Genomic DNA, 26417 nt, shown 5'->3' with positions numbered 1-26417 from the left:
TCGTATATGGGTATGTGAGCAACCCCTTTGCTCCCCAATCCGAGGAATGATGATGAAAAAGCTAACCCGTGTTGCATTCGTAACCAGCGCTTTACTCTTCTGTGCAGGCGCATCAGCAGCCATGACGTCTGACACCGTGATGGTGGGCGGAGCGGCAATGTTCCCGAGCAAAAATATTGTTGAAAACGCCGTGAACTCGAAAGATCACACGACTCTGGTGGCCGCTGTCAAAGCTGCCGGACTGGTGGATACGCTACAGAGCAAAGGACCGTTCACCGTGTTTGCGCCGACCAATGCGGCGTTTGCGAAATTACCCGCCGGCACGGTCGATAACCTGGTCAAACCCGAAAACAAAGCACTGCTAACCAGCATCCTGACCTATCACGTGGTTGCCGGTAATTACGATATGAAAGCGCTGGAGCAGAAAATTAAACAGGGTGGTGGTCGCGCGGAGCTGAAGACCGTTAACGGTCAGCCGCTGTGGATCATGAGCAACGGCCTGCACAATATTCAGCTTAAGGATGGTCAGGGCAATGTGGCAAACATCAGCACCTACGACGTTCATCAAAAAAATGGCGTAATCGATGTCATTGATACCGTTCTGATGCCTAAGTAGTTGTCTATACTTCGGAAGTGTGCCGTTGCCTTTCGGGAAAAACATGGATAACGCGCTGGCTGAACAGCAGCAGAAATTAATGCAGGCGGTCGCGAAAGGCGATCGCCGTGCATTTGAACAACTCTACCGACTCACCTCGCCGCATCTGTTTGCCGTCGCGCTGCGTATGTTGCGTGACCGGGCATGGGCAGAAGAGATCCTTCACGACTGTTTTCTCACGGTCTGGAGTAAAGCCGAAACCTATAACGCCGCCCTCAGTTCCCCGATGACCTGGCTTACGCATATTGTTCGCAACCGCTGTATTGACTGGCTGCGTTGTGGGCAAACCCGGGCAGCCGACCGCGAGACGCCGTATACCGACGCGCTTCTGCCGAGCGAGAATGACGAGCAGAACAACTGGCACGACGATGTGCAGGCAGAACGGCTCAGGCATTGTCTCGAGCATTTGAGTAGCGAGCAGCGCCAGAGCATTACGCTCGCCTACTATCAGGGGATGTCTCACAGTGATATTGCCGACTGGCTCCAGCAGCCTGTAGGCTCAGTGAAAAGCTGGATACGTCGCGCAATGGATCATCTCCGGGAGTGTGTGGGGCTATGAATAACGCAGAAAAACGCGACGACATGCTGGCAGCAGAATATGCCCTCGGCACCCTGCGGGGAGGCGCGCGGCTTCAGTTCCAGAAAAGGCTTGCCAATGAGCCCGCTCTGGCCGCCCGCGTAGCGTACTGGCAGGAAATGCTCAGCACGCTCGATAGCCATCTTGTCCCCATTCCTCCCCCTGAGTCGGTGTGGAAAAAAATTGCCCTCGAACTGCCGTCTAAACAGCCGTTGCGCAACCATCGACCTTACCTCGGCTGGATGGTGGCAGCCGGTCTTGCCGCCTTTAGCGTCGTGACGTGGTATTCCACCCGCGCGCCGACGCTCGCACCGCTGATGGTGCTCAACGATGCCCAACAGCACGGGCAGTGGGTCGTGAGTGCGGACAGCCGCCGTCAGCAGCTGAGTATTGCTCCTCTCGGACCTGCCGCCGTCCCGGCGCAGCACAGCCTGCAGCTTTGGCTGATTCCGACCGGACAGAACCCTGTCTCGCTGGGATTGCTGCATAGCAGCATACCGACGAAGGTGACCCTCAGGAACACAACGCTTCCTCCTGGCGCCACGATAGCGATAAGCCTTGAACCAGAGGGCGGATCACCCACTGGCTTGCCAACAGGCCCGGTGCTTTATAGTGGCAAAATCTAATCCTTAGGCCTTGTTCGCAGGGCCTCCACCGTCACCCCATTTCTTTTTATACTATTCTCGCTTACATATAAGAAATAAACATTAGGCATGCAATCCGTTTAAATATTAAAAATATGATATTGACAGAATCTTCCACACTCCATTAAGTTTTAAACAGCCATCATTTTATTTCCGATACACAATATATCAAAAATCCGCGTTAATGAATTTATCATTATTCATTAACACCTCCCTGCCTTTTATTTTTTGCATTACTCAACAGCGAGATAAGATCATGAATAACAGTGCAAACAACGTTGTCGTTATCACCGGCGCCAGCAGCGGCATCGGTCAGGCCATTGCCCTGTATTTAGCGAATAAGGCCTTTTCGCTGGTGCTGGTGGCGCGCCGCCTCGACAGAATTAATGCCTTGGTGGATCAGATTATCCAGCAGGGCGGCAAGGCGATTGCCGTGAAGGCCGATGTCACCCGTCAGGAAGAGGTTCAGGCCGCCATCGATGCCGCTGTGACGGCCTACCAGCGCGTGGACGTACTGATCAATAACGCCGGTTACATGGCGATAGCCCCCATCAGCGAGCGCAAAACCGACGAGTGGGACAAGATGATTGATACTAACCTGAAGGGCGTGCTGTACGGCATTGCCGCGGCGTTACCGGTGTTCCAGCGTCAGGGTAGCGGACACTTTATTAACGTGGCTTCCGTTGCGGGTATCAAAGTGCTTGCCCCCGGCGGCGTCGTTTACAGCGCCACTAAATTTGCCGTTCGCGCCCTGAGCGAAGGGTTACGTCAGGAGGCGGGGAAAACCATCCGCACGACGCTTATTTCCCCCGGCGCCGTCGAAAGCGAACTGCAGTTCGGCAGTTCTGATAAAGACAGCCTGGCGTTTTTGCACGAATTCTATAAGCAGGCTATTCCGGCTGACGCCATTGCCCGAGCCGTTTTATTTGCCATTGAACAGCCTGGCGACGTTGATATTAATGAAATTGTGGTTCGTCCGACGCAGGAAGAATTTTAGCATGCCTTAAATAACGCTAAATGAGGTGTCATCATGATTAAATCATTAACGTCTATATCAGATTGAAATATGCGGACGGGTGCCGATATTTTCCTTGAACTTCTGGAAAGAGAAGACATAGAAAATATATTTGGCACTCCAGAAGAGCAGCGTGGTTGCCATTGCCGACGGCTATGCCAAAGCCTCGGCAAAACGGGCTTTATCAATTTGCATACCGCCAGCGGTCCAGGCCACGCCATGGGTGTCCAGTCCGGAGAAACCAACCTGATTGAAATTGCCATTTCCTCAGAGTAATTATCCGTTCCAGCTGTACCCTACATACAAAACTTATAACCGAAATGCCTCAAGCCGCTGAATCTGCCGCCCTTCTGCGTCAAAATTCTCCGCAGCCAGCCAGGCGCACAGCTCCGCGTTTCTTTGCGGCCATTCGCCATCAATAATGGAGAGCATATCGCTGTCGCGGTTACGCCCTTTGCGCACAAGTTTCTGACGCAGGCGACCTTCCCAGACAAAACCCAGCCGCTCCGCCGCATTGCGCGAGGCAATGTTCATTGAATCGCATTTCCATTCCAGTCGACGGTACTTATGCTCAAAGGCATTTTTCAGCAGCAGCCACACCGCCTCGGTACCCAAACGCGTGCCCTTCATTTTGCGCGACCAGGTGACATGCCCGATTTCCACCGAGCCGAGAAACCGCTCAATCGCCATGTAACTCACCAGCCCTACAGCCTGTTCAGTGCGTAAATCGATTACGGCAAAGGGCACCAGATCGTCATCCATCACCTTTCCCAGCACCCAGTGCGCAGTGGCCTCAACGCTTTCCGGCTGAGTGCTGGCAAGCCACGTCCAGTCACTGTCATCACCCAGCGCGTAGGCTTCGTATAAATCAGCCGAATGGCGATCGGTATCCAGCGGCTCCAGTCGGCAATACTGACCGGTAAGTGGGGTGCGGGTTAAGATCTGGGCGCATTTCCAGTCTGGAACAATATCGTTAACGGTTTGACCATGTTGATTGATTTCGGGCACGGCGGTGACTCCCTGAAAGGTAAGGAGTTTGTTATAGCAGGTTAAAAAGCGGACGAAAAGCAGCGCATTCTAATAGCCTTAGCGTATGCGTTATTCCCGGAAGGCATAAGCAAAGCTGAATTTCGACTTTGCGGAATGTCTTAGTCGACCTAACGTAGCGGAGCATAAAACAATCACAATAGAGTTATTTCAGGGATCGCTATGACAAAAAAACTGTTGCCGTTACTGGTGCTGGCCGCGCTCTCAAACGCAGTCCACGCCGCTACTCCGCCGAATACGCTGGTGGTTGCCCAGGGGCTTGATGACATCGTAAGCCTCGACCCGGCCGAAGCCAACGAGCTCTCCAGCATCCAGACCGTACCGAGCCTGTATCAGCGTCTGGTGCAACCGGACCGCGATAACCCGGAAAAAATCACGCCGATTCTGGCGGAAAGCTGGGAAGCCGACGCGGCAGCAAAAACCTTGACCATCAAGCTTAAGCCCGATGCGAAATTCGCTTCCGGAAACCCACTGCGCCCGGAAGACGTGATCTTCTCGTATACCCGCGCCGTGACGCTGAACAAATCCCCGGCGTTTATCCTCAACGTGCTGGGCTGGGACGCGAGCAACATCGCCAGCCAGCTGAAAAAAGTGGATGACCATACCCTCCAGCTTCACTGGACGGCGGACGTTAGCCCGTCGGTGGCGCTGAATATTCTCTCCACGCCGATTGCCTCCATCGTCGATGAAAAGCAGGTGGTGGCGAACGTGAAGGACAACGACTTCGGCAACGCCTGGCTGAAAATGCACTCGGCAGGCAGCGGCGCGTTCAAAATGCGCGTTTATCAGCCGCATCAGGCTATCGTGCTGGAAGCCAATGAATCGGCTCCCGGCGGCGCGCCGAAGCTTAAAAGCATCATCATTAAAAACGTTCCCGATCCGGCTTCCCGTCGCCTGCTGATCCAGCAGGGTGATGCCGACGTGGCGCGCGATCTGGGTGCAGACCAGATTAGCGCCCTGGAGGGCAAGCCGGGCGTGAAGGTGCTGAGCATTCCGTCCGCCGAGCAAAATTATCTGGTGTTTAACACCGGCAACAGCGCTAACCCGCTGCTCAACAACCCGGCGTTCTGGGAGGCTTCACGCTGGCTGGTTGATTATGAAGGCATTACCAAAAACCTGCTGAAAGGCCAGTATTTTGTGCATCAGAGCTTCCTGCCGGTCGGTCTGCCGGGCGCGCTGGAAGCGAATCCATTCACGTTTGACCCGGCTAAGGCGAAAGAAATTCTCGCCAAAGCGGGCATTAAAGACGCGCACTTCACGCTGGACGTGGAGAACAAGCCGCCGTTTATCACCATCGCCCAGTCCATGCAGGCGAGCTTTGCTCAGGGGGGCGTGAAGGTCGATCTGCTGCCCGCTGCCGGGAGCCAGGTCTATGCCCGCGTGCGCGCAAAGCAGCATCAGGCGGCGATTCGTCTGTGGATCCCGGACTACTTTGATGCGCACTCTAACGCTAGCGCCTTTGCGTGGAACGATGGCAAATCCAGTACCGTAGCCGGTCTGAATAGCTGGAATATTCCCGAGCTTAACAAAGCCACGCTCGCGGCGGTTGCCGAGCCGGATCCGGCGAAACGTCTGGATCTGTACAAGAAAATGCAGGAACAGCTGCAACATAGCTCGCCGTATGTATTCGTCGATCAGGGCAAAACCCAGATCGTGGTGCGCGATAACGTGAAGGGATATCAGCAGGGCTTGAACGCGGACATGGTCTGGTACGATCGCGTCACGAAGTAGCCTTTGTTGCCGGGTGGCGCTGCGCTTACCCGGCCTGTGTTCTCGGTTTTGTAGGCCGGGTAAGGCGAAGCCGCCACCCGGCATGAAGAGATTTCCCATGCCACATCTTTCCACCCGCGTGCTTCAGGCTCTGCTGACTCTGCTGCTCACGCTTTTCGGGCTGCTGCTCGTCACGTTTGCGCTCTCGGCATTTTCACCGGTCGATCGCGTGCTGCAGATCGTCGGCGATCACGCCAGCCAGTCCACCTACGATCAGGTTCGCCACCAGCTCGGGTTAGATCGCCCCCTGCCCGTGCAGTTCTGGCACTACCTGCAAGACCTTGCCCACGGTGATCTGGGCACTGCCAGCGCCACCGGCCAGCCGGTGTTGCAGGACTTGCTGCACGCTTTTCCCGCCACGCTCGAACTGGCTACGCTGGCCTTAATCATCGGCGCCGTGCTCGGCGTGATTGCCGGGGTGCTGTGCGCCCGCTATGCCGGTTCGCCGCTTGATTTAACGCTCAGAACGCTCACCCTGCTCGGCAACTCGGTGCCGATTTTCTGGCTTGGCCTGCTGATGCTGGCCCTGTTCTACGCGAAGCTGCAGTGGAGCGCGGGTCCCGGCAGGCTGGATGACATCTGGCAGTTCACCGTAGAACCACGCACCGGCTTTGCGCTGGTGGATACCTGGCTTTCTGGCGATCGCGAGGCGTTTCGCAATGCCCTCAGCCACCTTGTGCTGCCGGTGCTGCTGCTGGCCTATTACTCGCTCGCAAGCATTACCCGCCTGACGCGCTCCGCCTGTCTGAGCGAAATGAACAAAGAGTACATCCTGCTCGCTCGCGCCAAGGGGGCCGGGGAGATGACTATTCTGCTGCACCACGTGCTGCCGAACATTCGCAGCACCCTGCTGACGGTGATTGCGCTGGCCTACACCAGCATGCTGGAAGGTGCGGTATTAACGGAAACCGTCTTCTCCTGGCCAGGCATCGGACGCTACCTCACCACCGCCCTGTTCGCCGGAGACACTACCGCCGTCATGGGCGGCACGCTGCTGATTGGCATCTGTTTTGTGCTGATCAATAACCTTACCGACCTGCTTGTGCAGGCAACCGATCCCAGGGTGCGCTGATGCCGTTTTATCTCTTTATACGTCGCCTGCGCCGTTCGCCTGCCGCCTTTTGCGGGTTGATTGCCATCGTGCTGCTGATGGTGATCGCCCTGTTCGCCCCCTGGCTTGCACCGGTTGACCCGAACTGGCAGGACGCCGCCTCGCGCCTGCAGGCACCGAATAGCCAGCACTGGCTCGGCACCGACAGCTACGGGCGCGACCTGCTCTCGCGCCTGATTTACGGTACCCGTCCGGCGCTCGGGCTGGTGGCCTTAGTGACGGTCATTACCCTGCCCACCGGGCTGCTGGTGGGGATCCTGTCCGGCTACTACGGCGGCTGGATGGAGCGCCTCCTGATGCGCTTTACCGACGTGGTGATGTCGATGCCGCGCCTCATCCTTGCATTCGCGTTTGTGGCGATGCTGGGTCCGGGGCTGGTCAACGGCGCGCTGGCGCTGGCCTTAACCACCTGGCCTGCTTATGCACGTCAGGCGCGAAGTGAAATTCAGCGTCTGCGCCACAGTGATTATCTGGCCGCTGCCGAGATGATGGGAATTCGCGGCCCGCGCCTGCTGGTCGGCCATATTCTGCCGCTGTGTCTGCCGTCTGCGATTGTGCGGCTGGCGCTGGATCTGGCCGGCATTATTCTGGCCGCCGCCGGGCTCGGTTTCCTCGGCCTTGGCGCCCGTCCGCCAATGGCTGAATGGGGGGCAATGATTGCTGACGGCATGCAGGTGATTTTCGACCAGTGGTGGATCGCCGCCATTCCCGGCGGAGCCATTCTGTTTGCCAGCCTGGCCTTTAACCTGCTAGGCGATGGCCTGCGTGACGTACTGGAGCCGCAACATGACTGAACATCGCGTTATCGTCGATGCGCTGAATATCGACTACCCCGCCGCACGCGTGGTCAACAACCTGAGCTTTACGCTTGGCAACGAGCGTCTGGCGCTGGTGGGTGAATCCGGCTCGGGTAAATCGATGTCTGCCCGCGCCCTGATGGGGCTGGTACGTAAGCCCGGCATGGTGAGCGCCCGGCAACTTAACGTGCTGGGCAACGATCTGCTGACCCTGAACGCCCGCCGCTGGCAAGCGCTGCGCGGCAACGGGATTACGATGGTTTTGCAGGACCCGCGCTACGCGCTCAATCCGGTGAAAAGCGTTGCCGCCCAGCTTGACGAGGCGCTCACGCTGCATCAGCGCCTGCCCCGTTCAGAACGCGTGGCGCGCATTCACGACATCATTCGCGCTGTCGGACTGAGCGAACATGTGCTTCAGCGTTATCCCGGCGAACTTTCCGGCGGCATGGGCCAGCGGGTGATGATTGCGATTGCGCTCATCAACAACCCGCAGGTGCTGATTGCCGACGAACCGACCTCAGCGCTGGACGCTCGCCTGCGCAACCAGATCCTCGAACTGCTGGTGCAGCAATGTGAAGCGCGCCAGATGGCGATGCTGTTAATCAGCCATGACCTGCCGCTGGTGGCGGAACACTGCGACCGCGTGCTGGTGATGTATCAGGGCGAAAAGGTAGATGAGATGGCGGCAAGCCAACTCCCTCAGGCAACGCATCCGTATACGCGCACCCTGTGGACCTGCAGGCCAAATGCCAATACCTTTGGGCAGATGCTGCCGACGCTCGACCGTTCTCAGCCGTGGAAGGAGGCGAACGATGGCGCTCGTTGAGGTTAACCAGGTTCAGGTCACCTTCGGGGAAAAGACGGCGGTCTCTGCCGCCAGCTTTACCATCGCGAAAGGCGAAACCTTCAGCCTGATCGGGGAATCCGGTTGCGGGAAATCGACCCTTCTGCGCGTGCTGGCGGGGCTGCAGCGCGAGTGGCGCGGGAACATTACGCTACTGGGAGAGACGTTAACGCCCGGGCGACGTTTTCAAGGCACGCTGCGTCGCAACGTGCAGATGGTGTTTCAGGATCCGTGGGCGTCTTTGCACCCGAACCACACCATTGCACGCACGCTGTCGGAGCCGTTGAACATCCATGGCGAAACGCATATTGCGGAAAAGGTGGCGGATGCGCTTAAGCAGGTGGGCCTGTCTGCCGATGCGGGGAAACGTTATCCGCACCAGCTTTCCGGCGGCCAGCGTCAGCGCGTGGCGATTGCCCGTGCGCTGCTGTTGCGCCCGCAGCTTCTGCTGCTGGATGAACCGACCTCGGCACTGGATATGTCCGTGCAGGCGGAAATTCTGAACCTGCTCAACCGCCTGAAAGCCGCCCACGACATGACCTATCTGCTGGTGAGCCACGATGCGGACGTGATTGCCCATATGTCCGACCGGGCGGCATTTATGGCACACGGGGAGATCCAGAAGGTGTTTGATCGGGAGGCGATGTTACGGGGCGAGCACAGGATGGGGTAAACGGGTGCGGCTGTGCCCGGTGGCGCGATGCTTACCGGGCCTACGTTTCGTGCCGCGTTGAGGGTTTTTCGTAGGCCGGGTAAGGCATCGCCGCCACCCGGCAACAAATCACTTCAGCAGCTTGACCGTAGCGTCAATGTCAATTTCATCTTCGGTAAAGATCAGCGTCGTGTTCTGGAAGGTCGTGATCGCCAGCTTCTTCACGGTGCGCATTTCACCCGATTTTACCTCGGATTTCGGTTTAATGCTGTTCATCAGCAGACCCACCGACAGCACCGCGTTTTCTTTGTCGATTTTGGTTTCAACCGGCTCTTCTTCGCTGAACACCACGAAGGATTTGATCGAGGTGAGCTTCACGCGCTCGCCCGCAATATAGAGGTGTTTACTCTCGGGGATCACCTTCACCGCATAGGCGGAAAGGCCTTTGTTATTCGTCGTCGGTTCGAACGTCACCGCCGCATCTTTCTTAATCAGATCAGGGTTGGCGACCTTAATCACATGAAAATAGCGGTTATCGCCGTTTTCATCTTTGATAAATCCAAAGCCTTTATCTTTAAACCACGTTGTGATTGTTCCGTTCATCGCTGTTACCGCCTGTCAGATCGTAATGACTAAAGTTTTGCAGCGCGCAGTGTAATGCACAATGGCTAAGGAGACAAAAAAAAGCCCCTGCACGGGGGCAGGGGAAAACTCATGTCAGAGCTTATTAGTATTTAGTTGAACACCATCCCACCATCAATCAATAAGGATTGCCCGGTCATGTAATCAGAATCCGGCCCGGCGAGGTATGAAACGCAGGCGGCGACATCTTCCGGCTCGGACAAACGACCCAGCGTGATGCGTTTGGCAAAAGTTTCCGTCCCGTAGCCAAGCGGTTTGCCCGCCGCCTCGGAGACCTGACGGTCGATTTCCGCCCACATCGGCGTTTTGACAATGCCCGGGCAATAGGCGTTAACGGTGATGCCCAGCGGAGCAAGGTCTCGCGCTGCGGTCTGGGTTAAGCCGCGAACCGCGAACTTGCTGGAGCTGTACACGGCCAGTTCCGGGTTGCCGGTGTGGCCTGCCTGGGAGCAGGCGTTGATGATCTTCCCGCCGTGCCCCTCTTTGCGGAACGCGTCGATGGCAGCCTGAATACCCCAGATCACCCCTTTCACGTTGATGTTGTAGACCTTGTCGACAATCTCTGGCGTGATGGATTCGATAGGCGTGGACGGCGCAATCCCGGCGTTATTAACGATGACGTTAAATCCGCCCAGCGCGGTGCGCGCTTTTTCCACCGCCGCAAACACCTGCTCGCGGTCAGAGACATCCACCTTCACGGCGACAGCCTTGCCGCCGTTGCGGATGATTTCATCGGCGACGGCTCTTGCCGTCTCATCGTTATAGTCGGCAATGGCAACGGCAAAGCCATCCTTCACCAGGCGCAGCGCAATCGCTTTACCAATCCCCTGGCCTGAGCCGGTTACGAGAGCAACTTTTTGCATTTCTCTGTCCTTATATTGAGTCACAAAATCTGGCTGAGATGGAGCTGGCCCATCAGCAGCGGGTTATCGCTGTAGTCGACGGGAATGGCCACCACGGCCGGGCCATCGACATCCATCGCCGCGCGCAGCGTCGGTTCGAGCGCTTCAGCACTCTCCACGGCAAAGCCTTTCGCGCCGAAGGCATCGGCATAGACTTTGAAATCGACCGGGCCGAACTCGACGCCGGAAAGGCGCTGGTATTTTTTCTCTTCCTGGATCGCCACCATGTTGTAGGCGTTGTCCACCCAGATGATGTGCAGCACGTTGGCGTTGAGGCGCACCGCGGTTTCCAGCTCCATGCTCGACTGCAGGAAGCCACCGTCACCGGAGACCGATACCACCTTGCGGCCCGGGTTCACCAGCCAGGCACCAATCGCCCACGGCAGGGCAACGCCCATGGTTTGCTGGCCGTTGGAGATCATCACCTGACGCGCGCGGAAGCTGTAGAGGTAGCGGGCGATCCAGATGTGGAAGCTGCCCATATCCACGGTCAGGGTCACGTCGTTATTGACGATGTCCTGCATGGCGCGCACGATGCGCAGCGGGTGCAGGGCAAACTGGTTGAGCGAGGCGCCGCGACGATCGAGCAGATCCCGCTGATGCTGACGATCGACCAGGATTTCAGAGGCGCGCTGGCTCAGCTCCAGCTTATGCTCGATCCGGCTGGCAAGCAGGTTCAGCGTTCCGGCGATATCCCCCACCAGCTCAAGATCCGGCACGTAGTTACGCTCTTCATAGGCAGGCAGCACGTCAATGTGCACTAGCGTGGCGTCGCCGCTGTTCCACATAGACGGCTCGTACTCCACCGGGCTGTAGCCGATGCAGATAATCAGATCCGCCAGATGCAGCAGCCGGTCGCCCGCCTGGTTATTGAACAGGCCGACGCGCCCGGCAAAGCGGGTAAAGTGCTCCTGATTCACCGCCCCGGCGGCCTGATAGGTGCTGGTGACAGGGATACGGCTTTTCTCCAGCAGCTTACGCAGGGCATCGCTGTTCGCGGGCTGGCTGGCCATCAGGCCAAGTAAAATGACCGGGTTTTTAGCGTTTTCGATAAGCTTCGCCACGTCGTTAATCGCAGACTCCGGTGCCGGACCCATCAGCGCCGCACCGCTGGCGGGTAAAATCGCCCCCGTCGCAGGCTGGTCGACGATATCCTGCGGCAGGCTGACGAACGCGCCCCCCGGCCTGCCGTGCTCGGCGGCGCGAAACGCGTTCGATACCACCTCGGCAATCGCGTCCGGCGAGCTGACTTCGACGGCATATTTGGTCACCGGGCTGAACATGGCGACGGTATCCATGCTCTGGTGCACCAGCTTCGCTTTATCCGCGCGTTTGACCGCCCCGCCCAGGGCGACCACCGGGTCGCCCTCGCTGTTGGCGGTGGCAATGCCGGTGATCAGATTGGAACAGCCGGGACCGGAGGTCACCAGCGCCACCCCGGCTTTACCGGTCAACCGCCCTACCGCTGCCGCCATAAACGCCGCATTCGCTTCGTGACGCACGGGAATGATCTCGATGGAGGAGTCCAGCAGGGAGTCAAACACTTTGTCGATTTTCGCCCCCGGGATCCCGAACACCTGCTTCACGCCCTGCGCTTCCAGCTGGCCGACAACCATATCGGCGCCATGCGCCCACTGACGTGACTGTTTCTCACTGTTCACGGTAGTTCTCCTGTTAGTTTTCGACGGAACGGATCGCTGCATCCAGATTGCTGGGGTGAAGGTTGGCCTGTAAAAATGCGCTGTCGGCAGGCAGGTCAATCATGAGCTTGTGAATTTCGCCGAAGGTGAGCACACCGCTCTCAAGCTGATAGTCGAGCAGGTGTCCCCCGCCCTGACGGTCGTCAGTAATAAAATGCTCGTGATAACCGGCCACATTAATGCCCTGCATATGCTGCGGGGTGCGGAACCCGACCAGCACGCCCTCGCGCTGGTTGAAGCGGAACACCGGCTGGTCATCCAGCACGTCGGTCATCGCCCGGTACGGCGGCGTCTGGCGCGGTACGGTGCGGGTGTGGGCGTGGCGGAAATTACCGTCGATACGCAACGCACAGAACAGGTTATCGGACGGGATTTGCTGGTCGATCACATCGTGGATCTGCTGACGGCTGACCGGCGTATCAAAGGTTTTACGGTACTGCGGCTGAAACCAGGTCATCACCGCGAACGGCGTTTTCTGCTCCGGCTTCGCGGCCCGGGCGCTGCCGTCGGCACGCAGCTGGTATACCTGGCTGCTGAAGGCAATCATTTCGCCATCCAGTTCGTTGAACGTACCCAGGCCAAAATCACCGTGTGCCAGCAGATCGGCGATGGTGGTCTCACCTTCGTACACGCCGCTTAGCAGGGCGCTCATTAGCGATGTTTGATAGATCACGCTGTCAGGATGCTGGGCGGAGAACCCACGCAGGGTCTCGCACAAGCTGGCCTCACAGTCGCAGGCAGATGAATGCATCATCATGCTCGTCCTCTTCAACTTTATTTAGAAAGGTTAAATAAATGTTGACCCGATTCAGCAGAGAGTTCCAATATAGAAACCATGCTGGTTTGAGACGTTTTAGATATGGAACTTCGTTATCTGCGGTATTTTGTCGCGGTTGCACGCGAGCGACACTTCACCAAAGCAGCCAAAGCGCTGGGCATTTCACAGCCACCTCTGAGTCAGCAGATCAAACGGCTCGAAGAGGAAGTGGGCACCCCTCTGTTCAGGCGTCTGACGCGGGGCGTAGAGCTGACCGAGGCGGGAGAAGCCTTCTATGAGGACGCCTGTAAGATCCTGGCGCTGAGCGACGCCGCGCTGGAGAAAGCGCGCGGCATCGCGCGCGGGCTGAACGGCAGCCTGTCGATAGGCATCACCAGCTCCGACGCTTTTCATCCTCAGATTTTCGCGCTAATCCGTCAGTTTCAGGTGCAGAACATGGCGGTGCAGGTTCATCAGGTAGAAGCCAATATGTCGTCGCTGACGACGATGCTGGCGGACGGTGAACTGGATATCGCCTTCGTGCGCCTGCCGTGCGAAAGCAGCAAGATGTTTGAAATCAAAATTCTCGACCGCGAGCCGATGATGGTGGCGCTGCACCGCGACCATCCGCTGGCGGAGAGCGATTCGCTGGCCTTAGAGCAACTGCGGGATACACCGGTGGTGCTGTTCCCGCAGGAGGTCGCGCCGGGATTGTATGACCGGGTTTACAGCTACTGCGAGCGGGCCGGCATTAACGTCCAACATGCGCTGCAGGCGTCACAGCTTTCATCTTCGCTGAGCATGGTTTCCGCGGGCGGCGGATTCGCGCTGGTGCCGAAATCGATGGCGGCCATTTCTCCACCGAATGTCACCTATCATGCGTTGAACTCACCGGAACTTTATACCGATATCGCGCTCTGCTGGCGTCGGTTTGAGCGTTCGCGGACGGTGAAGCGGTTTTTGACGATGATGAGTGAGGGGTAGCGGCAGCGCGGCTATGCCCGGCGGCGCTGCGCTTGCACGGGCCTACGGTTCGTGTCGCGGTGGGGGTTGTTTGGTTTTTGGTTTTGTAGGCCGGGTAAGGCGTAGCCGCCACCCGGCAATGTTGTTCTGGAAGCCGCCTCGCAAACCTGCAAGCAACCTTATGTAATCCAGGCGTATCGCTTTTCTTCCCTTCTTCGCGGTTTTAAAGTGCCTGCGTTGCGGCACATCCGTAACCGGGCGTAGGAACCCGTTAGCATAACATGACGTTTTTTTGCACATAGAGGATGCTAAATGGCTACTACCCCTGAAGTTTCTTACACGTTCTGTGAAGAAAGCGCAGTTCATCACCTTATCAATACTTCAATTTCCGATTCTGCGGATCTCTTTGAATTGGTCGATACCTGTACCGCGTATGTCAGCGTGCTGGTGGAAACTGACGATGCGGTGACATTTGCCACACTCTGTAAGCGATTGCTGGCTGCGTTGAAACGGCTGCGGGAGTGCTGTGATGCTGAACTGCCGTCGTATCTGGTTGAACAGTTGATAGCAGGGGAAAAGATGACCTCCTGCGTGCCGGATTGCTGGCACGAGACGACGCTACAAGTGGACTATGCCGTAGCGTTAACGCTGGCGGTGATGGGTGGGACGTTGCCTTCGAGCTTGGAGAAAGAACTCACCGGGCTGCTGCATGATATGGTCTGGCTGCTGGCGGAGTTTGTGAAGGAGCCTTATATAACGGCGCACTGAGGCAGGTGATGGGGCCAGGGTTCTGCTGGATAAGATGCAGGATTTCGGCCTTATGCAAAATACAACGGTGTATGTTGAATGTCTGTTAAGAGCGAGGAGCGGATATAACTGTCAATGTATTCGCCAGTTACTCCCACGTAAAGTGTGCTTAAATCAAAAGGATCCATCTAATAAAGCATATTGATGGCATGATTCGTTAGGAGATAAAGTTGATAATTCAAACAAATCGATTGTACCTTCGGCCTGTAATCTCATCAGATGTAAATGATCTATTCAAAATTTACGGTGATCCCGCTACTAATACGTTTAATCCTGCGGGACCATATCCGGACATTGGTCATGCACAAATGGTTATGAATCGCTGGCTCGACCATTGGCAAGCTCATGGGTTTGGAAACTGGGCAATTTCACTTCTTACTAATCCTGTTCAAATTATCGGTTTTGGCGGGCTGGGGATTCGTAATTATGACGATATTGTTATCAATAATCTTGGATATCGCTTATCAACAGAGGCTTGGGGTAAAGGCCTGGCCACAGAATTTGCCCTATACGCGATAAAATTTGGATTTGATAGTATTAAATTAACCGAGATTTCAGCTGTTGTTCGAGAGAATCATATGGCGTCACAGAAAGTGCTCCAGAAGTCGGGGTTAAAATATGTCAAAGAGATTCATGATGTTAAAGATGCGCCTCCAAGCCTTCTGTATTCGATATCAGTGAATGAGTGGTTAAGACACTCAGAAGTGAACGCATCCGTTTAACATTCACTTTCTGATGCATTAGAGGATTTAACATACAGATATGGACTTGTCCGCTTCTGGCACAAAGCGGACATATCTTACACAATCACCCCATATAATGTTCGCACTCATTTAATGAGCGCCGTTATCACGAGCATATGAAAACTACAGTTCATGACCATTTCCACGTTCTCAACCCGCCAACCACCGCCTATAGTGGTTCCAATCTGGAAACATGGAGCAAGGATGCTCGCAGTCTCAAGAGCGCCTTTCGACACAGCGACCAGACAATTTCCCAATCATGCACTCGCTCTGGACGATCTTTACCGAATACAAAAAAGGAGCACTACCCGTCACCAGACGACATGCGAAAGCTCTTACCTAGCCTAGCTGGATGAAATTTCAGTAAAAATGGTGGGTCATTGATGTGGGTGGCGGGCATCTAAGAGTAATGTTTTTTGCTGATTTTGAGCGGGGAAAGATCTTCATCAAACACATCAGCACACACGCAGAGTGTGACAAGCTCACGGACCTCTACCGCAGAACGAAAGAATGAATTATGCAGCAGCCATCAAAGCGGCAAATGATCTGACAAACGAGCTCCCTTTCCTGGGATCAAGCCCGTCACGACAAGATTATGAGGATGCGCTGACACTTGTGGAGTATCTGATTGAGCATGACCCCGATAGCCCGCTGGTAGAATTGCTCACCGCCAAAATCGATAAATACGAAAACGAGTCTGCGGAGTTTGCAGAATTTAACGCGCGCTTTGCCAGCATTCCATCTGGAGTTGCACTGTTGAGAACGCTGATGGATCAGTACCAACTCACTCAGAGCGACTTTGAGAATGAGATTGGCAAGAAGTCTTTGGTGAGTCGGATCCTCAACGGACAGCGCACGTTAACGCTGGATCATATGCGCGCGCTGGCGAAGCGTTTTGGATTGCCAGTGAGTGCGTTTGTGGGGAATTGAGCGAAAGCAGGTTAAGGTGACAGGGAATTAATGATGACATCGTAACGCTTTCCCCACTCCCTTTTCCTGGTAATTGTCTACGGCACACCATCTGTTACTCTGGCTGAACTCAAGGAATGACAAGGATAAGCGATGCTGAACCCAGGATTCGTTACCCGCAAAGCGCTTGCTAACTGGCAGGATGTTCCCGATTTTCTCCCCCAGTTCCAGTTTCATGAAAAACACCAAACGGTCATCCACACTTCCCACCCTGAAAATATTCTGCCGTTGATTGCAAACTTTGACATCCGTCAGGATGCCGTGATTCGGCGGTTAATGTCTTTGCGGCAAATACCGAAAAAATTATTACGGAATAAACAGGCCGGGTCGATGAGCAACTTTGGGTTGCACAGTTTTACCCTTTTGACCCAATCAGCGTCAGAGATCTGTTACGGGTTAAGAGGACAATTCTGGCGTACAGATTTCAACCTTGAAAACATGCCAGATGCAAGCGCTTTTCAGACGCCAGTCGCTGCGGGTAAAGCAAAGCTGCTGCTGCGCTATCAGGTAACGGAACGCGCACCAGGCCAACATGAGCTCTCCACGGAAACCTTTGTTTATTGTTCCGACAGAAGCACTCAGCTAAAAATGACAGCTTACTGGCTGGTCATTCGGGCAGGCAGCGGCTGGATCCGTAAAAGAACGCTGAAGGCAGTTAAGTCGAATATTGAAGGGCTGGAGTGAGATGCTAACGAAAACGTTACAGCGTTAATCAGCAACGCTAATGCCATTTGGTCTCAAACCGCCAGCTGATTGTAAATAACCTTCTTATACGTTGAGCTCATCACAGATGGCATGTATCGTTTGCGCCTTAAGCCAATTGTGTACAATACGTTATGGAAGATACTGATAATGGATTTTAGATTTAGATTAATTACAGCAGAAGATCGCCCTTTTATGGTGCAGATGCTTTATGAGGCAACGATAGCCTCTGAACAAACATTTGATATAGATAATATTGAAAATTTTCCCCATTCATATGCATATATAGAAAATTTCCCTGAAGCGGGCGAGGTGGGTATTATTGCGGAATCCACAGATGGAACTCCAGCAGGGGCTGCCTGGCTCAGGAATTTCCCCGAAGGGGACAAACCTGGGATTTCGGGTCCTGAGTTAACGATTGCTATTGCTCCGTCATATCGGCGACAACACCTGGCTAAACGTATAATGGCGCAACTTTATCAGGCAGCCAATGCGTTAAATATTAAAACGCTGAAGCTGGGTGTTTATCAAAAAAATGTGCCTGCCCTTGCGTTTTATAAAAACGATGGCTGGGAGCCAGATGTTATCTTTGGCGATTACGTGATGATGAAGCGCGCTATTTAATCGGCGCTTATTAAAAAGAATTCCGTCGAGGTAATGCCCACTGTCGAGCACGACCCCGACATTAACGCTGGAGCATATGCGCGAGCTGGCGAAGCGTTTTGGAGTGCCGGTAGGGACATTTGTGGGGAATTGATTAGGATGGAATTCAACCAGGTGTTAAGTAAAAAAGTGACGCAGCTATTCTGTTCGCCGTTGAAGTTGGCTCAACAATTGTGCCCTCTGCACGAAACGGCTCTGCATAACCATAAATAATATTAGGTTATGCATCAGTTCTTTGAGGCAAAGCTGTTATCGGATATGAAAATTTAATAGTTACCATAGCCTATTAATAAAGCCGGCATAATCCGGGTTATAAATCTAGAAACTCTTAAATTAATGACTGAACTTAAATATTTAAGCCAGACTCTGACTTTGAGCTTTCAAAAAGACAACCTCACCACCGATAATTTTAGAAACAGCCTCTTTACTTTCATGCAAATAATTCTTCTAAAAATTCCGAGAACGAATCAGCGACCAACTCAACCTCTTTATCATCCATCAGAAAAATAAACACCTTCCCTAATGAATCATCAGATTTGAGAGATAATAGAAAAGTGTTCCCACCGTCATCATAAGCAAAAGGAACCATATTCTTTAACTCGCCAAACGACTCGATAAGATCATGATAGAGTTGCTCAATTGGCAGGTCACCATATTTTATAGGGTTAAAACCGCCAAGCATAAAAGGATTACCCTCTTCATTATCATGAGGATACCCACCATTATTTTTAAGATAAAAATCAAGAAATGATGCGGGAAGATGGTGATCAAAGTACGCATTGAACGCGTTTATTTCGTCTACAGTCAGTTTATTTTCTGAATCAGTAAGATACATTAGCATTTTCCTCCAACGGTTCTGCGGGCACGGTTTCTAGCTGGATGAGTATAGGCATTTCCAGTGGCAGCCTTGTACTGACTAACGCCACCAGTATGCGAAATTCCCTGATGAGCACTTTGTTTAACCAACTGCATAGTCCCTTTGTTAGTTTCAGGATTATAATCATCAAGATGGTGCCAGACATAAACACTTGGCGTAGTTTTTTGATTCAATCCAGCCTCTATATTTCCAACATGGAAATCTTGCAAATAATCTCCGGTATATTCAATAGAAACAACAGGATTAATGCCAGCTTTATTATACAAGTCATTACTTCCCAAATAATCCAACCCACCTGTAGGGATTTGATCAACAGTACTGTATCCACGCTCACTAAGCTTAGCGATTGGATCGATGGCAAGACCCAGCAGCTCAATCCATCCCCACGGATTAGCCGCATAATGATAAAGGTTTCAACCACCATTCAACCAAAACTGATCCTGTACAATAAACCGACCGCCCTGTAGGTCATAGCAGCGAAACAGGTTATAGTACGGTCCAGATTCACCGTCAGCTTATAGCCCGGCATAGCGAAACGGCTGATGTGTTTCACAATCCGTGAAAATCCTTTGCTCTGATGACGTACCTCGCAGCATTCGCCAGTTATCACGAAATCGATTTGGCCTCTTAGGGAAGTAAGAGGTTGAAAAGAGTTGTAGTTACAGCGTGATTCTAAGATGAATATTGATTTTATCTGGAATCGGTCTTTTCATCCTTTAGTTATGCGTCTATTCACTATGTCATTCACATAATGTTCAATCGAAATATTGTGCTCCCGATTAATCTGAGAAATGAATGCGCTAAGATGCTCTTGCGATGCATGAAGGGTAGTGGCAATAAGGTTATCAAAATCGTTCTGAGTAAATCGTTTGTGTCCCTTCAACGTCGAGTGCTGAAGCAGAGTGTGTGCGGTCACTTCCATGACGGCCCGCCGATAATGATCGGACAGCAGGACGTCAAGATCGGTCTGACGAATATCAAACTCAAAATAAAAGCTTACAAATCCCGATTCAACAGGTAATGAATAAATCAGTTTGTCGCCTAATTGCTCAACGTAAGGTTCATATCCTTCTCCCATTACTCGCGTAGTCTGCATATAATCCCTCTCCTTTCATTCATCATAATTAATTCAATTAAATAAATACACAGCATAACCATTTTAAAATCTTGCATAAAATATCTGTAAGAATCACAGAGAGCACCCCTTCGCAAAAAAAAATAACATTATCGCTAACTCTCTTTTGAACGAAAAGAATTTACCCATAAAAATAATTATAAAACGCATTAAAACTTTCATTACCGATGAGAGGTACAATTCTTTTCCGCAACTCATCAATAAAATCATCCTTTACTTCGTCATTATCATCTGCTATATCAAAGATATCGTATTTACCATATACTAAATCAATAAGCTCAGCTAATGAAAATATAAATCCAGAGAGACTATCAGCTATTTTAAAAGGTTCAACTACATCATAACTTGCATAAACAGGAGTGTTATCTTCATCGACAACTGCAATTATAGGTTTACCTCCACCTAAATCATCACCAATAACCAGGTAATTGTTTGGCAAGTACTCATATCCATTTTGAGCCTTCGAGATCTCACTCACAGAGTGAATTTTAAATGGCGTGAAGCCTGTTTCAATCTTTAATTTTTCAGGATTATAATTTTCATATAAAAATTCCACCTCTGTCGAACGAGGTAAGTTGGACGGGAAGGCATTGTCCAGATCATTGACGGTGCTGAAAATCCCTGAAAGCGAGTATTTATTGCAAATGAAAATAAGTTGTTTTAATGCTTTTTCAATCTCATTAATAATAGTATCAGACGCATCCATAAATATAGCCATCAGCAATAACCAATTAAATTAAAAAAATTTTTATAGAACTAATTAAAAAATAAGAAAGTAAATGCATTCTGAATAAAAAACAACCTGTATTATATCAGCCGAAAATAATTAACATTAATCCAGCTTTTATTAATCACTTATCTTTACGAGCACTGCCAAAAACCAGCCACGATATTCCCGCCAGATATATTTTTATACAAATACAAAGCACCGTAACCAAAGATGTAATCACCATCAAGCAATGCATCTGGATAATAATCTTCATCTATCTGCATGAAAAATTCATAACCATCTTTTTGCAAAGCATCAAAATAATAATCTTCCGATTGTATTAACCTTGCATCTTCGGTTTTAGTGATAAAGTCAAACTCTTCCTTTTCAACCTTATCATACCCAACAATAACTGCCTTATTAATATGTTTTATCGTAAATGCATCATTATTGCTTTCATCAGAAAACGGATGCGTAAAAACTTTTACTGAACAATTGGGGTAGATATTGTTATCAATCATATCCTCATGCCCTTCAGGAATAAGTATCGTAATATACTCATGTCCATCATCAGGATTCTGAACTGTCAAATAAAACTTATGCCCCTGAATATCACCTAGTTTATCTAAAAAGAATTCAGGGACATTTCCACCTATCCGCCCAATGACATTACCATCAGAAAAGATACTTATTTTAGAGATCAGGTTATCTTTAATCATTTCTTCAACTCACCCCCATAAAAAGTACATTTTCTCATTCCTAATTCCCATAACAATTTCAGCGTAAAAATTCTTAGCATCTTTAAGTCACATTTATGATCAACTACAATGTACGTCTCTTTAGGTAGGATTGAAAAACAAATTAATAAAAGCCGGAAAAGTTTATTTTCTTTACCGACTAATGGATTTAATAAAGCCTGGAGTCTGAACGTGATTTAGCATCTCTTATACCAAGTCAGCAGAAAAGGAAATATGTTATTAATGAAATAATTGGGCACTCCATCAATGCATCAATGAAGCCCCCTGTAAAAAGTAGTGATCAACAAAGCCACCCTCTTACGAGGGTAAGAACCTGTATCACCATGCTTCATCTTCAGGAATTATTTTTCCGATAAAACTGTCAAAATCTGGCTCAAGATAGATCTCCTCCTGATTTTCCAAATCACAAAAATATACTGCACCATCATTTATCCCAACACAATAGGGAAACCCACCTCCATCAATTGCGAATGGTATAAAATTTTCTGCAAGAATTTTTTTGTTAACTACTAAATCCTTATAGTAATCATCAACAGTTAATATGCCTGAACTTTTAGTATGTAATATAGGTAAGAAATATTTTATATCATTCTCGTAGTGTTCACTTTGATAAACACGACGACCTTCGTCCAGTATGCCACCATTACTTATAAGCCATAAAGATTTTAAGGCATTAGGAAAAGTTACGCCCAGCGAAACTTCGATCTTGCCTAGCTCATTAGCAGATACAGCAGGTGAAGAATCTATAAGTTTAATCATCATTTCTCTCCTATTGACAATGTTTAGGAATACGACCTCTCAGCCATCCTTTACTATGAGATATTTTTATAGCTTCAGGAGAGCCATACTTCACTCCAAAATGTTTTTCGAACTGAGATACAGACCCCTTATGTGGGAAAGATGCTTTGTGCGCCTCAGTCGTGACTAACTGCATAGTTGACTTACCTGTTTTTGGATCAAAATCATCAAGGTGATGCCATGTATATTCGCTTGCATCAGCTTCACTTATGCCTGCAAGTTTGTAGGCTTCTGTGAAATCCCGCCCCCTTGATCCTTGAAGGGTAATTTCAACGATATTTCGTTGTGTCCCAGTAACAGGATAAAGTGATGGGCTTCCACTAAAGTCAACGCCGCTCAATGCCAGACCCATAGGGTCTATCCATAACAGAGAGTTAGGGGCATAGTTATATAAATTTAAGTTTCCACCCGCCAACCCAATCGGATCCTGCACAATAAACCGCCCGACCTGCGGGTCGTAGTAGCGGAACAGGTTATAATGCAGCCCCGTCTCACCATCAGAATACTGCCCGGCATAGCGAAGCGGCTGGTGCGCCATCGCCGTGCGATTCACAAGCCGTGAGAACCCTTCGCTCTGATGGCGCACCTCGCCAAAGCTGCCGTACTGGCCGCTCCAGCGCACCGCGCCGCGCTCGTCGGTCACTTCCAGCGGCGCGCCGTTCAGATCGGTGTTAAACCAGTAAATCTCACCGCTGTTCTGGTCACGAAGATGATCCACCCGCGCCAGCGGGCTCCAGGCTTCATTCGGGTCGTAGATATAGGTGTTGCACAGCCCGCTCTCCTGCTGCTCCTGCAGCAGCCGGTAGCCCTGCCACAGGAAGCGCGTTTCGGTGGTGCCGTGCGTCGTAGTGACGATTTTGCGCGTGCGGCGGCCCAGCGCGTCGTAGTGATAGCGCGCCTCAAACCGCCCTTCCGGCCCGGTTCCATGCGCGGATACCAGACGGTTCTCGGCGTCATACGCATAATGCTGTTCATACAGCCCGTTGCGGCGGCTGATCAGGTTGCCCCAGTGGTCGTATTTCATGAACAGCGCCTGCCAGTGCTGCAGGCGGTTATCCGTGACCGGTGCCGCATCGTCACTGGCGGCGAGGTTATCCGCGGCGTCATAGCTGAACTGCGCGCGGCTGTGCCCCTGGCGGGCCTCGTAGTGCTTCAGCAGACGACCTTCGGCGTCGTAGCCGTAATCCACCTCACCGCGCAGGGTGTCGCTGACGCCGGAAAGCTCGCCGCGCGCGGTGTAGCGATACAGGCGTTCCAGGAGCGCCTTCTCCGGCAGGGTCACGTCCGTACTCAGCTCACTGCGCTGAAGGGTGCGTCTGCCGAGGCTGTCATACTGACGGAGCTGCTCGCGCGCGCCCTGGGTGCGGCGCACCTCGCGGTGCAGGCGGTCGCGGGTGAACTCGGTCACCAGCTGCTGCCCGAAGCGGATGGCGCTGACGTGGCCGGAGCCGTAGTGCAGCCAGGCCAGCTTTTGCTCGCCGGGCAGCGTCAGGCCGGTCAGGTTGCTCAGGGCATCCCATTCGTAGCCCACCGCGCCGTTAATACCGGATTCGCTCAGCACGTGCCCGTTGGCATCGTGCCGGTAAACAATCTCATCGCTTTCGATACCCAGGGCAACGCCTTCTGCGGTTGGCGTGCGGCGGATGCGGGTAATCTGGCCGCTCAGGTCGCGGAAGTAGCGGTACTCCGCGTGGCGCTGAGTGCGCCCGATCAGCAGCCCGCTGTCGTCATAGCTGAACTGCTGGACGCGACGGGCGATGCCGCCGTCGGCGGCAGGCCGGCCGTTCTCTTCGAGCGCGCAGAGGAACCCTCGCGCGTCCCATTCCATATGGCGCACGGTCTCGTCCGGGCGCGTTTCGCTGAGCGGGCGGCCCACGGCGTCGTAGGTGAAGCGGTATTCCGCCCCGTTGCCGTTATCGAGTCGCAACAGGTTACCGCGCGGGTCATAGCGCCACTGGCGCACGCGGCCAATTCGGTCGGTAAGGCTGACCGGGAGGCCGAGCGCGTTATAGGCCCAGCTCACTTCGCTTTCCAGCGGGTCGCGCCAGCCCGTGAGCTGGCCGCGTTCGTTCCACACCAGCGACTCACGGCTGCCGTCCGGGTGGATCACGGCGCTCAGCAGCCCGGCACGGCTCCATTCCCGACGCGTAATATTCCCTTCCGCATCCTCGCTGGCAATCAGCTGCCCGAATCGGTCGTAGGTAAAGCGGGTCACGCTGCCGGAGCAATCGGTGCGCTGCGTCAGCAGCCCCTGGTGGTTCCAGACCAGACGCACCACGCCGCCAATGGCGTCGGTGATGCTCTCCGGCAGGTTTTCTTGATCATCGGGATAGTCATACGCGGTGGCGTTACCGGCCGGATCCGTTTCCGACAGCAGGCGACCGCGAAGGTCATACATGGCCTGCGATGAGGTACCGTCCGGATACACTGTCCGGGTGATGCGGTCGGTCAGGCGATACCAGTGATACTCCGTACGGCGGCCCGCCGGGTCCGTCTCGCTGGTCATGCGGCCGTATTTGTCCCACGTGCTGCGGCGCATCGCGCCGCCGGGGAGAATGACGTCGCAGAGTTCGCCGTCGCGGTAAACAAACGTCGTCTGACGACCGTCGTAATCCGTGAAGCGCGCAACGTTGTCGTCGTCGTCCACCAGCCAGTGCGCCTGCGCGCCATCATCGCGGGTCGCACGGCGGGTGCCGTTATCAAAATCGTATTCGAACGTCAGCTGTTCGCCGCCGCTGTGGCGGAAGCCGACCACGCGCGGCAGGCCGTCAATCTCCTGCCAGCGGTATTCGCTCAGCAGGCCGTTGGCGTCCTCATGGGCGCTCATCAGCCCGTCCTGCCAGCGGAAGCGTCGGCGCACGCTACCGCCCCGGCCGGTCACACAGACCAGCTGGCGCTGTTCATCATAAGCGTAACTGACCAGGCAGATCTCGTCATCCAGCCAGGCACCGGCAAGCCTGTCATTGTCGTAGCGGCAGACTACGCGCTGGCCCGCGCTGTCGGTCAGGGCATGCAGAGTATTATTCGCATTCCACTCGAAGAGGATAGCGTTGCCGCAGGGTTCAGAGATGCGCTGGAGCAGCGACGGGGCATCATCCTTAAGCGGCGCGTAGTGCCAGCGCTCGCCGCTGACGTCATACACCGACCAGCTGTCGTCAGAGTGGTGCTCAAGCCAGTTTTTTTCGCTTTCGCAGTAGGTGCGCATCCCTTTCGGGACATTCGGGAAGGCGATGTAATCACCGGACGGTGCACGCCACACCAGCCCGTCCTGATACGGCTCCAGGCGGCTTTCCCAGAACAGGCTCCACCCGCGGCCCAGCACGCTGTCGCCGGGGTTGCCGCTGCGCCAGTAGCGCTGCCAGCGCACCGGCAGACGGGAAGGCAGGACGAAGTCCAGCTCATCATCCCCGCTGAGAAACTTCTGGCCGCTGACGATATCCACCGGGCGGGCGATGATCCCCGCGGCGGCAACGCCGGTCATCAGCGTGCCGGCGCGGCAGGCGATACGGGCCAGCTTATTGATACCGGGAATTTTCCCCAGCAGCTTAGACAGCGCCCCAACTTTGCCAGCGGCACCGCCCCACCCGCCGAGCAGGCCGGCGAACAACAGGGTAAGATCGGAGACTTTATACAGCCACTCGGGGACTTCAGACTGAATGGGCAGGGTTTGCTGCGGGTCGCCGCCGATGATGACGTTGTCCGAACCGGTCATCACCTTCGCGTCGCAGGTGGTACGATCCCCGATGCGGGACGCAGGCTGGCTGTTAATGAAGACTCGCTTAGAGCCTTCGGCCATCTGCTGCGAGCCGTCGTCAGAACAGTCGACGGTGCTATCAGTGGCAAGCGCGGCGGGTTTACCGTTGATAAACACATTGGGCGAGCCGGAAGTGATGACGCCTTTCTTCGTCATACTGGATGCCCCGGCGTCCGCGATGCTGTCGCGGGCGGCGGTCGCCAGCTCCCCGGTGTAGTACCCCACGGCCAGGCTCGCGCCGACGAGCAGGACGCCCACGCCCAGGCAGGATGCGCCAAGTCCGGCAATAAACATCGCCCCCGCCAGAATGCCCCCGGCGGCGGCAATCAGGCCGCCGACAATCGTTCCGGCAATCATCCCGGCAAGCGCACCGGAGTGGCCGATATCATCACCTACGCGTGCAGCTTCAAACATAACAACGGTCCC

General features: G+C 53.5%; 27 protein-coding genes and 1 pseudogene. 16 read left to right on the top strand and 12 right to left on the bottom strand.

What is annotated here, in order from left to right; translation table 11 throughout:
- Positions 1-52: 52 nt before the first annotated feature.
- The 4 genes from AAER43_RS05720 to AAER43_RS05705 all read left to right on the top strand — a co-directional run bounded on the left by AAER43_RS05720 (position 53) and on the right by AAER43_RS05705 (position 2873).
- A complete protein-coding gene (locus tag AAER43_RS05720) occupies positions 53-616 on the top strand; it encodes a fasciclin domain-containing protein (RefSeq protein ID WP_014882930.1) in 564 nt (187 codons plus the stop codon).
- Positions 617-659: 43 nt separating this feature from the next.
- Complete coding sequence (locus AAER43_RS05715; protein WP_023332333.1) at positions 660-1214, top strand: sigma-70 family RNA polymerase sigma factor; 555 nt, start codon at positions 660-662, stop codon at positions 1212-1214.
- Positions 1211-1858 (top strand): anti-sigma factor, encoded by a 648-nt coding sequence (locus AAER43_RS05710; RefSeq protein WP_047027606.1) that lies wholly within the window; start codon positions 1211-1213, stop codon positions 1856-1858. Before AAER43_RS05715 ends, AAER43_RS05710 begins: the two co-directional genes overlap by 4 nt.
- 274 nt (positions 1859-2132) lie before the next feature.
- Positions 2133-2873, top strand: a complete 741-nt coding sequence (locus AAER43_RS05705; protein WP_023332331.1) for an SDR family oxidoreductase — start codon at positions 2133-2135, stop codon at positions 2871-2873.
- 327 nt (positions 2874-3200) lie between these two features.
- On the opposite strand, the gene AAER43_RS05700 is transcribed toward AAER43_RS05705, so the two are convergent.
- Positions 3201-3899 carry a GNAT family protein gene (locus AAER43_RS05700; protein ID WP_047027608.1) on the bottom strand — a complete coding sequence of 233 codons (699 nt, stop codon included), beginning with the start codon at positions 3897-3899 and terminating at the stop codon, positions 3201-3203.
- Positions 3900-4100: 201 nt separating this feature from the next.
- Between AAER43_RS05700 and AAER43_RS05695 the strand changes: the two genes are divergently transcribed.
- The 5 genes from AAER43_RS05695 (at position 4101) to AAER43_RS05675 (ending at position 9133) form a co-directional block, all read left to right on the top strand.
- The gene (locus AAER43_RS05695; protein WP_050862764.1) at positions 4101-5669 is read left to right on the top strand and encodes an ABC transporter substrate-binding protein; all 1569 of its coding nucleotides are present in this window, start codon (positions 4101-4103) and stop codon (positions 5667-5669) included.
- A 97-nt stretch (positions 5670-5766) separates the two neighbouring features.
- Positions 5767-6780: an ABC transporter permease gene (locus tag AAER43_RS05690; RefSeq protein WP_050862763.1), complete on the top strand. Its 1014-nt coding sequence runs from the start codon at positions 5767-5769 to the stop codon at positions 6778-6780.
- Positions 6780-7613, top strand: a complete 834-nt coding sequence (locus AAER43_RS05685) for an ABC transporter permease (RefSeq protein ID WP_023332327.1) — start codon at positions 6780-6782, stop codon at positions 7611-7613. Before AAER43_RS05690 ends, AAER43_RS05685 begins: the two co-directional genes overlap by 1 nt.
- The gene (locus AAER43_RS05680) at positions 7606-8442 is read left to right on the top strand and encodes an ABC transporter ATP-binding protein (protein WP_057058053.1); all 837 of its coding nucleotides are present in this window, start codon (positions 7606-7608) and stop codon (positions 8440-8442) included. The genes AAER43_RS05685 and AAER43_RS05680 overlap by 8 nt, the downstream gene beginning before the upstream one ends.
- The gene (locus AAER43_RS05675) at positions 8429-9133 is read left to right on the top strand and encodes an ABC transporter ATP-binding protein (protein WP_050862761.1); all 705 of its coding nucleotides are present in this window, start codon (positions 8429-8431) and stop codon (positions 9131-9133) included. The genes AAER43_RS05680 and AAER43_RS05675 overlap by 14 nt, the downstream gene beginning before the upstream one ends.
- 108 nt (positions 9134-9241) lie before the next feature.
- Here AAER43_RS05675 and AAER43_RS05670 read toward each other — a convergent pair whose 3' ends face one another.
- From AAER43_RS05670 to budA, 4 genes are all read right to left on the bottom strand, one after another.
- Positions 9242-9715 (bottom strand): cold shock domain-containing protein, encoded by a 474-nt coding sequence (locus tag AAER43_RS05670; protein ID WP_014882920.1) that lies wholly within the window; start codon positions 9713-9715, stop codon positions 9242-9244.
- Between the two features lie 131 nt (positions 9716-9846).
- On the bottom strand, positions 9847-10617 hold the full coding sequence (locus tag AAER43_RS05665; protein WP_014882919.1) for a (S)-acetoin forming diacetyl reductase: 771 nt from the start codon (positions 10615-10617) through the stop codon (positions 9847-9849).
- A gap of 20 nt (positions 10618-10637) precedes the next feature.
- Positions 10638-12317, bottom strand: coding sequence for an acetolactate synthase AlsS (gene alsS / locus AAER43_RS05660; protein WP_048997055.1), 1680 nt, complete (start codon positions 12315-12317; stop codon positions 10638-10640).
- Between the two features lie 13 nt (positions 12318-12330).
- The gene (gene budA, locus AAER43_RS05655; RefSeq protein ID WP_014882917.1) at positions 12331-13110 is read right to left on the bottom strand and encodes an acetolactate decarboxylase; all 780 of its coding nucleotides are present in this window, start codon (positions 13108-13110) and stop codon (positions 12331-12333) included.
- A gap of 105 nt (positions 13111-13215) precedes the next feature.
- Here budA and AAER43_RS05650 point away from each other — a divergent pair, with 105 nt between their 5' ends.
- The 7 genes and pseudogenes from AAER43_RS05650 (at position 13216) to AAER43_RS05620 (ending at position 17921) form a co-directional block, all read left to right on the top strand.
- Positions 13216-14097, top strand: coding sequence for a LysR family transcriptional regulator (locus AAER43_RS05650; protein ID WP_050862760.1), 882 nt, complete (start codon positions 13216-13218; stop codon positions 14095-14097).
- A 291-nt stretch (positions 14098-14388) separates the two neighbouring features.
- Positions 14389-14844: a hypothetical protein gene (locus AAER43_RS05645; RefSeq protein ID WP_057058052.1), complete on the top strand. Its 456-nt coding sequence runs from the start codon at positions 14389-14391 to the stop codon at positions 14842-14844.
- A 209-nt stretch (positions 14845-15053) separates the two neighbouring features.
- Positions 15054-15605 (top strand): GNAT family N-acetyltransferase, encoded by a 552-nt coding sequence (locus AAER43_RS05640; RefSeq protein ID WP_071978111.1) that lies wholly within the window; start codon positions 15054-15056, stop codon positions 15603-15605.
- A gap of 225 nt (positions 15606-15830) precedes the next feature.
- Positions 15831-16140: pseudogene (locus AAER43_RS05635) on the top strand (type II toxin-antitoxin system HigB family toxin).
- Entirely contained in the window at positions 16137-16556 is a 420-nt protein-coding gene (locus AAER43_RS05630) for a helix-turn-helix domain-containing protein (RefSeq protein ID WP_050862757.1), read from the top strand. The pseudogene AAER43_RS05635 and the gene AAER43_RS05630 overlap by 4 nt, the downstream one beginning before the upstream one ends.
- 132 nt (positions 16557-16688) lie before the next feature.
- Positions 16689-17279, top strand: coding sequence for a hypothetical protein (locus AAER43_RS05625; protein ID WP_050862756.1), 591 nt, complete (start codon positions 16689-16691; stop codon positions 17277-17279).
- Between the two features lie 168 nt (positions 17280-17447).
- Positions 17448-17921: a GNAT family N-acetyltransferase gene (locus tag AAER43_RS05620; RefSeq protein ID WP_014882896.1), complete on the top strand. Its 474-nt coding sequence runs from the start codon at positions 17448-17450 to the stop codon at positions 17919-17921.
- Between the two features lie 469 nt (positions 17922-18390).
- Here the strand turns inward: AAER43_RS05620 and AAER43_RS05615 are convergent, their stop codons facing one another.
- The 7 genes from AAER43_RS05615 to AAER43_RS05585 form a co-directional block, all read right to left on the bottom strand.
- Positions 18391-18795 (bottom strand): SMI1/KNR4 family protein, encoded by a 405-nt coding sequence (locus tag AAER43_RS05615; protein ID WP_050862755.1) that lies wholly within the window; start codon positions 18793-18795, stop codon positions 18391-18393.
- Positions 18795-19118, bottom strand: coding sequence for an HNH endonuclease (locus AAER43_RS05610; protein ID WP_224955177.1), 324 nt, complete (start codon positions 19116-19118; stop codon positions 18795-18797). Before AAER43_RS05610 ends, AAER43_RS05615 begins: the two co-directional genes overlap by 1 nt.
- Before the next feature lie 428 nt (positions 19119-19546).
- Positions 19547-19933 (bottom strand): hypothetical protein, encoded by a 387-nt coding sequence (locus AAER43_RS05605; protein ID WP_014882892.1) that lies wholly within the window; start codon positions 19931-19933, stop codon positions 19547-19549.
- Positions 19934-20093: 160 nt separating this feature from the next.
- Positions 20094-20678, bottom strand: a complete 585-nt coding sequence (locus AAER43_RS05600) for a hypothetical protein (protein WP_080361091.1) — start codon at positions 20676-20678, stop codon at positions 20094-20096.
- 155 nt (positions 20679-20833) lie between these two features.
- Positions 20834-21400 carry a hypothetical protein gene (locus tag AAER43_RS05595; RefSeq protein WP_050863423.1) on the bottom strand — a complete coding sequence of 189 codons (567 nt, stop codon included), beginning with the start codon at positions 21398-21400 and terminating at the stop codon, positions 20834-20836.
- 357 nt (positions 21401-21757) lie between these two features.
- On the bottom strand, positions 21758-22201 hold the full coding sequence (locus tag AAER43_RS05590) for an SMI1/KNR4 family protein (RefSeq protein ID WP_032628744.1): 444 nt from the start codon (positions 22199-22201) through the stop codon (positions 21758-21760).
- A gap of 7 nt (positions 22202-22208) precedes the next feature.
- Positions 22209-26405, bottom strand: coding sequence for an RHS repeat-associated core domain-containing protein (locus AAER43_RS05585; protein WP_057058050.1), 4197 nt, complete (start codon positions 26403-26405; stop codon positions 22209-22211).
- Positions 26406-26417: the final 12 nt, after the last annotated feature.

It is taken from the genome of Enterobacter sp. FUJ80071 (genome assembly GCF_038739915.1).
GTDB classification, from domain to species: domain Bacteria; phylum Pseudomonadota; class Gammaproteobacteria; order Enterobacterales; family Enterobacteriaceae; genus Enterobacter; species Enterobacter kobei.
This window is presented reverse-complemented; position numbering and strand designations above follow the sequence as displayed.